This window comes from Nocardioides sp. LHG3406-4 (genome assembly GCF_049897745.1).
Lineage (GTDB): Bacteria > Actinomycetota > Actinomycetes > Propionibacteriales > Nocardioidaceae > Nocardioides.
The window spans coordinates 68,229-82,677 of the sequence record NZ_JAFCWV010000003.1; the positions used below are offsets into that span (position 1 = coordinate 68,229).

The window sequence follows — 14,449 nt, forward strand, 5'->3', positions numbered from 1 at the left end:
GACCTGGTCCCGCTCTACAGCGTCTACGCGCTGCTCTTCGCCGACGCGGGCGTCTCCGCGTCGCAGATCTCGTGGCTGTTCGTGATCTGGTCGCTCACCTCCTTCGTCACGGAGGTGCCGTCGGGGGCCTGGGCCGACCTGCTCGACCGGCGGCTCCTCCTGGTCGCCTCGGCGACGGTTTACGCCGGGGCCTTCGCGGCCTGGCTGGTGCTACCGACCTTCGCCGGCTTCGCCCTCGGGTTCGTGCTGTGGGGGATCTCGGGGTCGATCATGTCGGGCACCTTGGAGGCCCTTCTCTACGACGAGCTCGACGTGCGGGGCGCGGCAGCCCTCTACCCGCGGCTGGTCGGCTGGGCCGAGTCGGCCGCCATGCTCGCCAACCTCGCGTCAGCCGGACTGGCCGTCCCGCTGCTCGCCGTCGGCGGGTACGCCCTGGTGGGGTGGGCCTCGGTCGGGCTCGTCGGCGTCCATCTCGCGCTGGCCGCGACCCTGCCCGTCTCCACCCGGGCGCGGCGGCCCCACCGCGACGGCGACCTGCTCCTCGCGACCGAGCGGCTCACCCAGCGGTACGTCGCGATGCTCCGCACCGGCGTCCGCGAGGCGACCACGTCGGTCGACGTGCGCCGCGCAGTGCTGCTGGCCGCCGTGCTGGTCGGGCTCACGGCGTACGACGAGTACTTCCCGCTGGTCGCCCGCGAGGGCGGTGTCGCGCTCTCCACGGTGCCGGCCCTGATCCTCGTGACCGTGCTCGGACAGGCCGTCGGGACCGCCCTCGCCGGCCGCGCCGCCAGGCTGTCGTCGCGCACGCTCGGGGCGATGGTGCTGGCCGGCGCCGGGCTCGTCTCCGCCGGTGCGACGGTGACGCCGTACGCCGGCTTCGTCGCCATCGGCGTGGGCTACGGACTGCTCAACAACACCATGATCGTGGCCGAGGCCCGCCTTCAGCAGGTCATCACCGGCCCGGCCCGGGCGACCGTCACGTCGGTGCACGGACTGGCCACCGAGGTGGTGGCGCTGTGCGTCTACGCAGCCTTCGCCGTCGGCGCCGGGTGGCTCTCCTGGTCGACGCTGGTCGCAGCGCTCGGGGTGCCGATCGTGAACGTGGCGTGGGCCGTGGCGCGATGGTTTCCCGGGCCTCGCTGAGGGTGCCGAGGATTCTGCGATCCGGGGAGGCTCGCCTTAATCTCGTGTGGTTCACACCGGCGTCACCGCCGCCATCTCACAGGGGGAGAGCACCCATGGACTTCAAGGTAGCCGACCTGAGCCTGGCCGACTTCGGCCGGACCGAGATCAAGCTCGCGGAGCACGAGATGCCCGGCCTGATGGCGATGCGCGAGCGCTACGGCGACTCCAAGCCGCTCGCCGGTGCCCGGATCGCCGGCTCGCTGCACATGACCATCCAGACGGCCGTGCTGATCGAGACGCTGGTCGCGCTCGGCGCCGAGGTGCGCTGGGCCTCCTGCAACATCTTCTCCACCCAGGACCACGCGGCCGCCGCAGTCGCCGTCGGTCCCGAGGGCACCGTCGACAGCCCGGCCGGCGTGCCCGTCTTCGCCTGGAAGGGCGAGACGCTGGAGGAGTACTGGTGGTGCACCCAGCAGATCCTGAAGTGGCCCGAGGGCACCTTCGCCAACATGATCCTCGACGACGGCGGTGACGCCACGATGCTGGTGCACCTCGGCGTCGACGCCGAGAAGAGCGGCGTGGCCCCCGACCCGGCTACCGCCGCGAGCTACGAGCAGAAGGTCGTCTTCGACGTCCTCAACGCCTCGCTCGCCGAGAGCAAGGACCGCTGGACCACCATCGCGGGCCACATCCGGGGCGTCACCGAGGAGACCACCACCGGCGTGCTGCGCCTCTACGACATGATGAAGGAAGGCTCGCTGCTCTTCCCGGCCATCAACGTCAACGACTCGGTCACCAAGTCCAAGTTCGACAACAAGTACGGCTGCCGCCACTCGTTGATCGACGGCATCAACCGCGCCACCGACGTGCTCATCGGCGGCAAGGTCGCGGTCGTCTGCGGCTACGGCGACGTCGGCAAGGGCTGCGCGGAGTCGCTGCGTGGCCAGGGTGCCCGCGTGATCGTCACCGAGATCGACCCGATCTGCGCGCTCCAGGCGGCGATGGACGGCTACCAGGTCTCCACGCTCGACGACGTGCTCGAGATCGCCGACATCATCATCACCGCCACCGGCAACAAGGACGTCGTCACCGTCGACCAGATGTCCCGGATGCGGCACAACGCCATCCTCGGCAACATCGGTCACTTCGACAACGAGATCGACATGGCCGGCCTCGAGAAGCCGGGCGTCGCCGAGCGCAAGAACGTCAAGCCGCAGGTCGACGTGTGGACCTTCCCGGCCGGCAACGCGATCATCGTGCTCTCCGAGGGCCGCCTGATGAACCTCGGCAACGCGACCGGCCACCCGTCGTTCGTCATGTCGAACTCCTTCACCAACCAGGTCCTCGCGCAGATCGAGATCTTCACCAAGCCCGAGGACTACCCGGTCGGCGTCTACGTGCTCCCCAAGCACCTCGACGAGGAGGTCGCCCGCCTGCACCTCGACGCCCTCGGCGTGAAGCTGACGACGCTCACCGCCGACCAGGCCGGCTACCTCGGCATCGCGGTCGAGGGCCCGTACAAGTCCGACCAGTACCGCTACTGAGCTCGCGTGGAGGCGTCGGCTGGCACAATGGCCGGATGAGCCAGCAGCCGGCCGACGCCCCCCACCGAGGGCGCGTCCTCGTCGTCGACGACGACGCCTCCCTCGCGGAGATGCTCACCATCGTGCTCCGCCAGGAGGGCTTCGACAGCCGGATGGTGGGTCGCGGTGACGAGGCGATGTCGGCGTTCCGCGACTACCGTCCCGACCTGGTGCTGCTGGACCTGATGCTGCCCGGCAAGGACGGCATCGACGTCTGCAAGGAGATCCGCGCCGAGTCGGGCGTCCCCATCGTGATGCTGACGGCCAAGGGCGACACCATCGACGTCGTCGTGGGTCTCGAGTCCGGCGCCGACGACTATGTCGTGAAGCCCTTCAAGCCGAAGGAGCTCGTCGCGCGCATCCGTGCCCGCGTACGCCGCTTCGACACGCCCGACTCCGAGTCGCTCCACATCGGTGACCTCGACATCGACGTCGCCGGACACCGCGTCACCCGCGGCGTCGAGCCGATCAACCTCACCCCCCTCGAGTTCGACCTGCTGGTCTGCCTGGCGCGCAAGCCGTGGCAGGTCTACACCCGCGAGATCCTGCTCGAGCAGGTCTGGGGCTACCGCCACGCCGCAGACACCCGCCTGGTCAACGTTCACGTGCAGCGCCTGCGCTCGAAGGTCGAGCACGATCCGGAGAACCCCGAGATCGTCGTGACCGTGCGCGGGGTCGGCTACAAGGCCGGCGTACCCGCCCGCGACCCGACCTGACCCGCATGGCCATCCGTGCCGAGCTGACCACCGCCGTACGCCGCGGGCTCACCGTGTGGCGTCGATCGATCCAGGTGCGGGTCGTCGCGAGCACGGTGCTGCTCTCCGCAGCGGTCGTCAGCGTGGTGGGGTGGTTCCTGCTGCAGCAGACCCGTGAGGGGCTGCTGCAGAACCGGGTCGACGCCGTAGTGGCCGAGGCCCGCAACGAGACCGCGGACGCGCGCAGCCGGCTGGCGGCCGCGCCCGGCAACAACGCCGACGCCCCGGGCCAGCAGCAGGAGCTCGTGGAGCCGATCATCGACCGGGGAGCGACCCGTGGCTTCGCCGTGGTCCTCTCGCCCCCGGTCGGCAGCGGTCTGGATCTCGCGACGGGCGGCACGAAGTTCACCCCGAGGCTCGACAAGGCGACCGTGCCCGCCAAGCTCGAGGAGACCTTCTCCAAGCCGTCACCGACGTCGTGGACCTACACCCGCATCCGCACCACCGGGTCCAACGCGGGCCTGACGCCCGGGCCGGGCATCGTCGTCGGCTCGCAGCTCACGCTGCCGGCCGACGGGGAGACCTACACGCTCTACTACATCTTCCCGCTGGAGGAGGAGTCCGAGACGCTCGCCCTGGTCACCCGGGCCATGCTCACCGCAGCAGTCCTCCTGCTGCTGCTCGTGGCGGGGCTGTCGTGGCTGGTGACACGCCAGGTGGTGACACCCATCCGGATGGCGCGCATGGTGGCGGAGCGACTGGCGGCGGGGCAGCTCCAGGAGCGGCTGCGCGTCACCGGTGAGGACGACCTCGCCCGCCTGGCCACGTCCTTCAACCAGATGGCCTCCAACCTGCAGCGCCAGATCCGCCAGCTGGAGGAGCTGAGCCGGCTGCAGCGGCGCTTCGTCTCCGACGTCTCGCACGAGCTGCGCACCCCGCTCACCACGGTGCGGATGGCCGGCGACGTCCTGCACGACGCCCGGCACGCCTTCGACCCGGTCACGTCGCGAGCCGCCGAGCTGCTGCAGACCGAGCTCGACCGCTTCGAGACGCTGCTGGCGGACCTGCTCGAGATCAGCCGCTTCGACGCCGGTGCCGCCGTGCTCGAGACCGAGGACGTCGACCTCGTCGACGTCGCCCACCGGGTCGCCGACATGACCAAGGCGCTCGCCGCGCAGCGCAAGACGCGGGTGCTGGTGCGCGACCCCGGGCACCCGTGCCTGGCCGAGGCCGACGTGCGTCGGGTCGAGCGGGTCGTGCGCAACCTGGTCACCAACGCCATCGACCATGCGGAGAGCGGCGACATCGTCGTGCACGTCGCGGGCAACGAGGACTCGGCGGCGATCGCGGTTCGCGACTACGGCGTGGGGCTGGCGCCCGGCGAGTCGGCGATGGTGTTCAACCGCTTCTGGCGGGCGGACCCGGCGCGGGCCCGCACCAGTGGCGGCACCGGCCTGGGTCTCTCGATCAGCCTGGAGGACACCCACCTGCACGGCGGCTGGCTGCAGGCGTGGGGCCGACCGGGCGAGGGTGCGCAGTTCCGGCTGACCCTGCCGCGGCGGCTCGGTCACAAGCTCCGCCACAGCCCGCTCCCGCTCGTGCCGCTCGATGCGGAGGTGTCGGCATGAGCCGCACCTTGCGCGGAGTGGTCGTCGTGATGCTGTCGTTGCTGGCGCTCACCGGCTGCGTGCGCATCCCCACGGAGGGCCCGGTCGTGGAGTCGGAGGGCCGCACTGCCGGCAACGCCGTCAGCGGCACCTACTACGACCCGCCGCCGCCGCAGCAGGGGGCGTCGGCCAACGAGATCGTGATCGACTTCCTGGAGGCGATGAAGGCCACGCCGATCCGCACCAGCGTCGCGCAGGAGTACCTCACCCAGGCAGCGCAGAAGACCTGGAAGCCCGAGGCCGCCACCATCACCTACGACGAGATCGGCGAGCCCGTCGGCGACCTCACCCTCTCGGTGCCGATCACCGGTGTCAACGAGTACGACGGCCGGGGGGCCTGGACGCGACAGGTCGGCAACGGGGCCGCCGACGGGGTGCCCGACGCCGCCCTCGACTTCCGGCTGACCGTCGAGGACGACGAGTGGCGCATCAGTGAGCTGCCCGACGCCCTCGTCGTACCCTCCTCGTGGTTCGACGACCGCTTCCGCAGGGTCTCGCTCTACTTCTTCGACCCGACCGCGCAGGTGCTCGTGCCCGAGCCGGTCTTCGTCCCCGAGGGCGACCAGTTCGCCGGTGCGCTGCTGCGCGGCCTGCTGGCCGGCCCCGGGCCCTCGCAGGCGGCGCGGTCGTTCATCCCCGAGGGGCTGGAGCCGGGCCTGTCGGTGCCCATCAGCCCTTCCGGGGTGGCCGACGTGTCGATGCTCGGGGAGATCGGCGACGCCAGCCGGCTGGTCACCGAGCAGATGCTCGCCCAGCTGGTGTGGACACTGCGCCAGGAGCCACGCATCCAGGCGCTGCGCCTGAGCCTGGGCGCCGAGCCGATCCCGCTGCCGGGCGGCGAGAGCGAGGTGAGCATCAGCTCCGGCGGCCGCTTCGACCCCAACGGCGTACGCACGAACTCCCAGCTCTTCGCCCTGCGTGACGGACTGCTCATCACAGGAGGCCTCCGCGACCAGCAGCCGACCGACGGCCCCTTCGGCGCCGAGCGGCTGGGTCTGCGCGCGGTGTCGGTGAATCTCACGGGCGACGTCGCGGCCGGCGTCTCCGGCCAGGGCACGACGGTGCTCACAGCCCCGGTCGACGCCTCCGACGAGAGAGCCACCGTGGTGCTCAGCGGTGCGGTCGACCTGCTGAGGCCGGCGTGGGATTTCAGCGGACGCCTCTGGCTCGTCGACGCCAACAACGGACGAGCGCGGGTGTCGGTGCTGGTCGACGGCCAGGCTCGCGAGCTGGCGGTGCCCGGGGTGACCGGCAAGCGGGTGGTGCGCTTCCTCGTCTCGCGCGACGGCACCCGCTTCGCCGCGCTCGTGCGAGGTGCCCGCGAGGACAAGGTCGTGGCGGCCCGCGTGCTCCACGACGCGCAGGGACGCGTGCTGCGGGTGGGGGAGTCGCGCCGGCTCGACCTGGGCGAGGGACAGTCGCGACGCATCCGCGACATCGGCTGGCGCTCGATGACCTCCCTGGCGATCCTGAACCGCATCACCGACGACCTCGCACAGGTGCGCACGGTCGCGGTCGACGGCGCTCCCGGTGACGCCGAGCCGCCCGTCTGGCTGCCCATGCGCGGCAACGCGGAGAGCCTGGTGACCTCGCCCGTCGAGGGCCAGGGCGTCTATGTGCTGACCAGCGAGGAGTTCTCCGACGTCACCGACCCGGACCGCAGGATCGACGACCTCGATCCCAAGGTCGCGTCCGTGGGCTACGCCGGCTGATCGTCCGCCGTCCACAGGCCGGCGCGCGCGGCCTTGCGGCGCCGGCTCCTACGCGCTGTCCTGCAGGGATGATCCTCGGCGACCTCCTCGACCACGCCCTCGACCTGGCCACCGGCAGCAGCTGCGTCGGCTGCGGGCAGCCGGGGCGGCTGCTGTGCGGAGCGTGCCGAGCCGGGTTGTCGGGCGACGCCTTCGTCGCCTGGCCGACTCCGCCGCCCGCCGGCCTGGCGGTGCCGTGGACCGCCGCGTCGTACGACGGGGCGGTGCGCGAGCTCGTCGCCGGCCACAAGGAGCACCGGCGCGTCGCGCTGTCGGGGCCGCTCGGCGAGCTCCTGGCGACGGCCGCGGCGGCCGCGGCAGGTGATCGGCCCGGGCCCCTGGTGCTCGTGCCGGTGCCGTCGCGGCCGGGGACGGCACGGCGCCGCGGGTACGCGCCGACCGAGACGCTGGTGCGGGTGGCCGCCCGCCGGCTGCGGGCCGAAGGACGCGAGGTCGACGTGGCCGACCTCCTCGTCTCGCGGCGAGGCGTGCTGGACCAGTCCGGGCTGGACGCGGCGGCCCGGTCCGCGAACCTCGCCGAGACGATGCACTGCCCCTCGCGGCGCCTGCGTGCCCTCGCCGTACGCCGTCCGGCAGCGCGCCTGGTCGTGTGCGACGACGTGCTGACGACCGGCGCCACGGCGCGGGAGGCGCAGCGCGCGCTCGAGGCGGTCGGCCTGCCGGTGGCCGGCATCGCGACCGTCGCGGCGACCCCGAGGAGGTTCTCGACGGGAGCCTGTCCCGGACCTGACCATTTGGCTGGACACCCGCTTTCATCCTTTGACGCCAAGGGCTAGCGTCGGTGCATGGAGTCCGTCCGGGTCCGTGGTTGCGTCACTCGGACACCTCACGTGTCCGGGTGGCAAGCCGATGCCAGTCGCAGGCGAAACGGTCCACGTAAGGCTCGCGGAGCTCACGCTCCGGGCAGCCGATCACGGTGCGGCTTAGAAGTAAGTCCTGCCTCGGCGTCGTCGTCAGATGCGACGGGTGACCGGGAGAAGGCCAGTAGTGGCAGAGAAGCTGCGAACGCCTCGGCAGGCGATTGTGGGGACGAAGACCAGGTCGGCCGGGCGGGCTCCATCCCACCCCGGACCACGCGCCCCTCGGGGTGCTGGCGCGCCAGCACCGGCGCCGGGGTGAGGCCGTACACGGTGTAACCAACGCACACATCGGAGGTTCACATGGAGGTTGTGGTCACGGGACGACACTGCGAGGTGTCCGACAGGTTCCGAAGTCACGTCTCGGAGAAGCTCGTCCGGCTGGAGAAGCACGACCATCGCATCATCCGCGTACAGGTCGAGGTCGAGCAGGAGAAGAACCCTCGACAGCACGATCGCGCCACCCGCGTCGAGCTGACCGCGTTCTCGAAGGGGCCCGTGATCCGGGCCGAGGCGGCGGCCGAGGACAAGATGGGCGCGTTGGACCTCGCCCTGGACAAGATGGCCGCGCAGATGCGCCGCGCCGCCGACCGGCGTCGCATCCACCGCGGCCGGCACGCGCCGGTGTCGGTCGGCCAGGCCCTCGCCGAGGCGTCGTCGGAGACCCCGGACGACGCGGGTGGGTCCGGTGACGGCGACACCGTCACCGAGCGCCAGGTCGGGCCGATTACGGTGACCGGCGACGGCCCGCTGGTGGTGCGCGAGAAGACGCACCCGGCCACCATGATGACCCTCGACCAGGCGCTCTACGAGATGGAGCTGGTCGGCCACGACTTCTACCTGTTCGTCGACAAGGAGAGCGAGCGGCCCTCGGTCGTCTACCGGCGCCGCGGCTACGACTACGGCGTCATCTCTCTCGACGTCCGAGACTCAGCCGGCTAGGGGCCTCGACTGCGCGGCGCGGGGGCGTCTTCGTGTCATGATGCCCCCGTGACCGAGCAGCCCGTTTCAACAGAGCCGATCCGTGCCCTCGTCGTCGATGACCAGGAGCTGTTCCGGCGGGGTCTGGTGATGCTGCTCAGCTCCGAGGCCGACATCGAGGTGATCGGCGAGGCCAGCGACGGCGTGGCGGGCACGGAGATGGCGGCCAGCCTGGCCCCGGACGTCGTGCTCCTCGACGTGCGGATGCCCAAGCGCACCGGCATCGAGGCGTGCCGGGCCATCAAGGAGGCCGTGCCCTCGGCCAAGATCATCATGCTCACGGTCTCCGACGAGGAGGCCGACCTCTACGAGGCCGTCAAGAACGGCGCGGCGGGCTACCTCCTCAAGGACTCCTCCATCGAGGACGTCGCCCAGGCCATCCGGGTGGTGGCCGACGGCCAGTCGCTGATCTCGCCGTCGATGGCGGTCAAGCTCATCGACGAGTTCAAGCAGATGTCCAAGCCCAACCGCGGCCAGGTGCCCGGCCTGAGGCTGACCGAGCGCGAGCTCGAGGTGCTGCGGCTGGTCGCCAAGGGGCTCAACAACCGCGACATCGCCAAGCAGCTCTTCATCTCCGAGAACACCGTCAAGAACCACGTGCGCAACATCCTCGAGAAGCTGCAGCTGCACTCGCGGATGGAGGCCGTGATGTACGCCGTCAAGGAGAAGCTGCTGGACCTGCCGTAGGGGCAGGCGTCTCACCCGCTGAGGCAACCAGCAACAGCACGACCGTCGGCGCCACGTGATTGCATGCACCCGTGCCCGACACGTTGAGCCTGAGCCAGGCGCGCAAGATCGCCCTCGCGGCCCAGGGGTTCGCCGACAAGCCGCACGCCACCCCCACGATGCGCACCCTGATGCGCACGGTCGAGCGCACCGGCGTGCTCCAGGTCGACTCGGTCAACGTCCTGCAGCGGGCCCACTACATGCCCCTCTACTCCCGGATGGGGAGCTACGACGTCGACCTCCTGCGCCGCGCCTCCGGGGCGAGCCCGAGGCGGCTCGTGGAGTACTGGGCCCACGTCCAGGCGCTGATGCCGGTCGAGCTGTGGCCGCTGATGCGGCACCGGATGGAGTCCTACCGGGCGCGCCGCGGCAAGTGGTGGCCGGTCGTCGACACCCGGCCCGGCCTCGAGCACGAGGTCCTCGCCGCGGTGCTCGACCGGGGACCCGTGACCGCGCGCCAGCTCGAGGACGACTTCAGCACCGGCCCGCGCACCCGCGAGCACTGGGGCTGGAACTGGTCGGAGGCCCGCAAGGTGCTCGACTTCCTCTACATGGCAGGTGACGTCGCGATCTCCGGTCGCAACAGCCAGTTCGAGGTGCTCTACGACGTGCCGGAGCGGGTCATCCCGGCGGAGATCCTCGCCCGGCCGGTCCCGACCCAGGAGGAGGCCGACCTCGAGCTCCTACGCCGCGCGGCCCGGTCGCACGGCGTCGCCACCGCGCGCTGCCTGGCCGACTACTACCGGATGCGGCTGCAGCCCGGCGACGGGCTGAGCGGGGCGAAGGCGGCGATCGACACGCTCGTCGAGACCGGCGAGCTGCTGCCGGTCAGGGTCGAGGGCTGGGCCCGGCCGGCGTACCTCCATCGCGACGCCCGGCTGCCGCGCCGGGTCGCTGCCCGGGCGCTGCTGAGTCCCTTCGACCCGGTGGTCTGGGAGCGCGAGCGTGCGCTGGCGCTCTTCGACTTCTTCTACCGCATCGAGATCTACGTGCCGGCGGCCAAGCGACTCCACGGCTACTACGTGCTGCCGTTCCTGCTCGGCGACCGGATCGTCGCCCGGGTCGACCTCAAGGCCGACCGGGCCACCGGCCGCCTGCTCGTCAAGGCCGCATTCGCGGAGTCGCACGCCCCCGACACGACCGCCGAGGAGCTGGCCACCGAGCTGCGCCGCCTCGCCGGCTGGCTGGGCCTGGGCGACATCGTCGTCGAGCCCCGCGGCGACCTCGCTTCCGCACTGGCCGCCGTGGTGTGTGCCTAGCGGGAGGCGTGCCTGTCAGGCGCTTCCGGCGGGTGCCGTCGGAGCCCACGGACACCCACGGACCCCGGCCACCCGCGTCTCCCGGGCCTGCCGTGACTGGAACGCGTGGGTAGCATGGCCGGTGCTGCCACCCGCCCGGTGCGCGCAGCCGCCCCGAACGTCTCAGGAGACAACTTCCGTGCCTGCCATCATCGACAAGCTCCTCCGCATCGGCGAAGGCAAGATCCTCCGACAGCTCGAGACCATCTCGAAGGCGGTCAGCGCCATCGAGGACGACTTCGTGAAGATGACCGACGACGAGCTGCGCGGCATGACCGCCGAGTTCAAGGAGCGGCTGGCGAACGGCGAGGAGCTCGACGACCTGATGCCCGAGGCGTTCGCCACGGTGCGCGAGGCCGCCAAGCGCGTGATCGGTCAGCGGCACTACGACGTCCAGGTGATGGGCGGCGCGGCTCTCCACCTCGGCAACATCGCGGAGATGAAGACCGGTGAGGGCAAGACCCTGGTCTCGACCCTGCCGGCGTACCTCAACGCGCTGACCGGCAAGGGCGTCCACGTCGTCACGGTCAACGACTACCTGGCCAAGTACCACGCGGAGTGGATGGGCCGCATCCACCACTTCCTCGGCCTCACCACCGGCGTCATCCTGCCCGCCATGCGGCCCGACGAGCGCCGGGTGGCCTACGCCGCCGACATCACCTACGGCACCAACAACGAGCTCGGCTTCGACTACCTGCGCGACAACATGGCCGACGCGCTCGCCGACTGCGTCCAGCGCGGCCACAACTTCGCCATCGTCGACGAGGTCGACTCGATCCTCATCGACGAGGCGCGGACCCCGCTGATCATCAGCGGTCCCACCCAGGACGAGGTGCACTGGTACGCCGAGTTCGCCAAGCTCGCGCGCACGCTGACGGTCGACGTCGACTACGAGGTCGACGAGAAGAAGCGCACCATCTCGGTGCTCGAGCCGGGCATCACCAAGGTCGAGGACCACCTGGGCATCGTCAACCTCTACGACTCGGTCAACACCCCGCTCATCTCGTTCCTGAACAACTCCATCAAGGCCAAGGAGCTGTTCCGCAACGACAAGGAGTACGTCGTCATGGACGGCGAGGTGCTCATCGTCGACGAGCACACCGGCCGCATGCTCTCGGGGCGCCGCTACAACGACGGCCTCCACCAGGCCATCGAGGCCAAGGAGGGCGTCACCGTCCGCGAGGAGTACCAGACCCTCGCCACCGTGACCCTGCAGAACTACTTCCGCCTCTACGACAAGCTCTCCGGCATGACCGGTACGGCCATGACGGAGGCGAGCGAGTTCGACAAGATCTACGGCCTCGGCGTCGTACCCATCCCGACCAACAAACCGATGATGCGCGACGACAGGGCCGACCTGGTGTTCCGCACCGAGGACGCCAAGTACGACGCCGTCGTGGACGACATCGCCGAGCGCCACCAGGTCGGCCAGCCCGTGCTGGTCGGCACGGTCTCGGTGCAGAAGTCGGAGCACCTCTCCGCCCTGCTCACCAAGCGCGGCGTCCCGCACACGGTGCTCAACGCGAAGGTGCACGCCGACGAGGCCAAGATCGTCGCGATGGCCGGCCACAAGGGTGCTGTCACGGTCGCGACCAACATGGCCGGTCGAGGCACCGACATCATGCTCGGCGGCTCGGTGGAGTTCCTCGCCGACCAGGAGCTGCGCAAGCAGGGTCTCGAGCCCCTGGGCGAGACCTCCGCCGCCTACGAGGAGGCATGGCCGGCCACCCTGGAGCGGGTCAAGGCGCAGGTCGCCAACGAGCACGACGAGGTCAAGAAGGTCGGCGGGCTCTACGTCGTCGGCACCGAGCGTCACGAGTCGCGTCGCATCGACAACCAGCTGCGTGGCCGCTCCGGCCGGCAGGGCGACCCGGGGGAGTCCCGGTTCTACCTGTCGCTCGAGGACGAGCTGATGCGGCTGTTCAAGTCCGACTGGGTCGACCGCATCCTGCAGGTGCTCAAGGTCCCCGACGACGTGCCCATCGAGAACAAGCGGGTCACCGGTGCCATCGCCAGTGCGCAGGGCCAGGTGGAGTCGCAGAACTTCGAGTCCCGCAAGAACGTCCTCAAGTACGACGACGTGATGAACCGTCAGCGCGAGGTCATCTACGGCGAGCGGCGCCGGGTCCTCGAGGGCGCCGACCTCGAGGAGCAGATCCGCACGTTCATCGACGACGTCGTCGCCGGCTACGTCATGGGTGCGACGACCGACTTCGCCGAGCAGTGGGACCTCGAGGCACTCTGGACCGCGCTCGGCCAGCTCTACCCGATCAGCCTGTCGCTCAAGGAGATCGAGGCCGCTGCCGGTGGCCGGGCCGGGCTGTCGCGCGAGGTGCTCGTCGAGGACATCACCAAGGACGCCCAGGCTGCCTACGATCGGCGTGAGGCCGAGGTCGGCGACGAGGTCATGCGCGAGCTCGAGCGCCGCGTGGTGCTCTCCGTGCTCGACCGCAAGTGGCGCGAGCACCTCTACGAGATGGACTACCTCCGCGAGGGCATCTACCTGCGCGCCTACTCCCAGCGCGACCCGCTCGTGGAGTACCAGCGCGAGGGCTTCGACATGTTCGCCGCGATGATGGACGGCATCAAGGAGGAGTCGGTCGGCTTCCTGTTCAACCTGCAGGTCGAGGTCGACGACGACGAGGACGACGACGCGCACGACCACGACCACGACCATGACCACGACCATGACCACGACCACGAGGTCACCGCGGCTCCGGCCGCGGGCGGCATCGACCTGGCGGCCGCCGCGGCTCACGCGCCGAGCATCCGGGCCAAGGGTCTCGAGCGGGAGCGGAAGCCGCAGCGACTCGCCTACTCCGCGCCCAGCGAGGACGGCGAGGCCGAGGTCGTCGGGCAGCCCGCGAGCAACGCCGACGACGAGTTCGCCGGGGTGGGCCGCAACGCCGACTGCCCGTGCGGCTCAGGCAAGAAGTTCAAGAAGTGCCACGGCGCTCCGGGTGGGCCCACGGGTCTGACCGCGCGCGTCAACGGCTGATCTCTCCAGAGCCGCCGGACGTCATACGGATGGAGCCTCCGGGGGCTCCGTCCGTATGACGTCTTTGGGCTGCGGCTGCCTTTCGCCCGCGGCGCGGTGGGCTGAGGCTGCCGTTCGCCTCACCGGGTCTCGACGCGCGGTCGCGACCTCGTTCCTCGGTCGCGCTTGCTCGACCTGCCTGAGCCCACGCGTGGCACTCGTTCCTCGTGCCCCGCTGCTCAGGCAAACTCCAGGGCCACGCAGACCCAGCGGTCGCGGAGGAGCTCGAAGCGGGCGGCGACGGCGCGGCACCGGGCGCCGTACCTCACGATCAGGCAGGCCTCCACCGCGTCGTCGCGCACGAAGCTGGTGCGGGCCGACACCAGCTGGGGACGGATCGCCTCGCGGGTGCGGCCCTGGCCGGGCGTGTGCCCGCCGGCGCGGGCGACGAGCAGCGCCCGGCGCCGAAGGTCGGCGTAGACGTCGGGACGGGTGTGCCGGACCACCTGGGAGGCCGGCCGGTCACCGGCGACGATCTCCACGACGGCCCGGAGGTAGCGACCCACGAACCCGTCGACGCGGGTGCGCTCAGCGACGTCGACCTCGACGACGTCCTGCGACGGCGCGGGCGGGACCAGGGTGGGCGCCGGCGGGTCGAAGCGAGGGGAGAGCTCGAGCGCGAGCGCGCCCTGAACGCTGCCCACGCCGACGGGGGCGCGGAGGGGGGTGACCGAGGCGGTCCGCTTGCTGGTCATGGTCGACACCTTT

General features: G+C 70.8%; 11 protein-coding genes. 10 read left to right on the plus strand and 1 reads right to left on the minus strand.

Annotated elements, in window-relative coordinates:
- The first annotated feature begins 30 nt into the window (after positions 1-30).
- From ACP7BP_RS12070 to secA, 10 genes are all read left to right on the plus strand, one after another.
- A complete protein-coding gene (locus ACP7BP_RS12070; RefSeq protein WP_426245429.1) occupies positions 31-1,143 on the plus strand; it encodes an MFS transporter in 1,113 nt (370 codons plus the stop codon).
- 95 nt (positions 1,144-1,238) lie between these two features.
- Positions 1,239-2,669, plus strand: coding sequence for an adenosylhomocysteinase (gene ahcY, locus ACP7BP_RS12075; RefSeq protein WP_426244868.1), 1,431 nt, complete (start codon positions 1,239-1,241; stop codon positions 2,667-2,669).
- A gap of 35 nt (positions 2,670-2,704) precedes the next feature.
- On the plus strand, positions 2,705-3,424 hold the full coding sequence (mtrA, locus tag ACP7BP_RS12080; protein ID WP_426244869.1) for an MtrAB system response regulator MtrA: 720 nt from the start codon (positions 2,705-2,707) through the stop codon (positions 3,422-3,424).
- Between the two features lie 5 nt (positions 3,425-3,429).
- Positions 3,430-5,031 carry an MtrAB system histidine kinase MtrB gene (gene mtrB, locus ACP7BP_RS12085; protein WP_426244870.1) on the plus strand — a complete coding sequence of 534 codons (1,602 nt, stop codon included), beginning with the start codon at positions 3,430-3,432 and terminating at the stop codon, positions 5,029-5,031.
- Positions 5,028-6,782 carry an LpqB family beta-propeller domain-containing protein gene (locus tag ACP7BP_RS12090; protein WP_426244871.1) on the plus strand — a complete coding sequence of 585 codons (1,755 nt, stop codon included), beginning with the start codon at positions 5,028-5,030 and terminating at the stop codon, positions 6,780-6,782. The genes mtrB and ACP7BP_RS12090 overlap by 4 nt, the downstream gene beginning before the upstream one ends.
- Positions 6,783-6,850: 68 nt before the next feature.
- Positions 6,851-7,618 (plus strand): ComF family protein, encoded by a 768-nt coding sequence (locus ACP7BP_RS12095; RefSeq protein ID WP_426244872.1) that lies wholly within the window; start codon positions 6,851-6,853, stop codon positions 7,616-7,618.
- Positions 7,619-8,002: 384 nt separating this feature from the next.
- Positions 8,003-8,641, plus strand: coding sequence for a ribosome hibernation-promoting factor, HPF/YfiA family (gene hpf, locus ACP7BP_RS12100; RefSeq protein ID WP_426244873.1), 639 nt, complete (start codon positions 8,003-8,005; stop codon positions 8,639-8,641).
- Positions 8,642-8,689: 48 nt separating this feature from the next.
- Complete coding sequence (locus ACP7BP_RS12105; protein WP_426244874.1) at positions 8,690-9,367, plus strand: response regulator; 678 nt, start codon at positions 8,690-8,692, stop codon at positions 9,365-9,367.
- 71 nt (positions 9,368-9,438) lie between these two features.
- Positions 9,439-10,665, plus strand: coding sequence for a winged helix-turn-helix domain-containing protein (locus tag ACP7BP_RS12110; protein WP_426244875.1), 1,227 nt, complete (start codon positions 9,439-9,441; stop codon positions 10,663-10,665).
- A gap of 178 nt (positions 10,666-10,843) precedes the next feature.
- Positions 10,844-13,702, plus strand: a complete 2,859-nt coding sequence (gene secA, locus ACP7BP_RS12115; RefSeq protein WP_426244876.1) for a preprotein translocase subunit SecA — start codon at positions 10,844-10,846, stop codon at positions 13,700-13,702.
- A gap of 218 nt (positions 13,703-13,920) precedes the next feature.
- On the opposite strand, the gene ACP7BP_RS12120 is transcribed toward secA, so the two are convergent.
- On the minus strand, positions 13,921-14,436 hold the full coding sequence (locus tag ACP7BP_RS12120; RefSeq protein WP_426244877.1) for an Rv3235 family protein: 516 nt from the start codon (positions 14,434-14,436) through the stop codon (positions 13,921-13,923).
- Positions 14,437-14,449: the final 13 nt, after the last annotated feature.

Coding starts and splice junctions, on each gene's coding strand:
- ahcY (WP_426244868.1), top strand. CDS start 1,239: ATGGACTTCAAGGTAGCCGACCTGAGCCTGGCCGACTTCGGCCGGACC.
- mtrA (WP_426244869.1), top strand. CDS start 2,705: ATGAGCCAGCAGCCGGCCGACGCCCCCCACCGAGGGCGCGTCCTCGTC.
- mtrB (WP_426244870.1), top strand. CDS start 3,430: ATGGCCATCCGTGCCGAGCTGACCACCGCCGTACGCCGCGGGCTCACC.
- ACP7BP_RS12090 (WP_426244871.1), top strand. CDS start 5,028: ATGAGCCGCACCTTGCGCGGAGTGGTCGTCGTGATGCTGTCGTTGCTG.
- ACP7BP_RS12095 (WP_426244872.1), top strand. CDS start 6,851: ATGATCCTCGGCGACCTCCTCGACCACGCCCTCGACCTGGCCACCGGC.
- hpf (WP_426244873.1), top strand. CDS start 8,003: ATGGAGGTTGTGGTCACGGGACGACACTGCGAGGTGTCCGACAGGTTC.
- ACP7BP_RS12120 (WP_426244877.1), bottom strand. CDS start 14,436: ATGACCAGCAAGCGGACCGCCTCGGTCACCCCCCTCCGCGCCCCCGTC.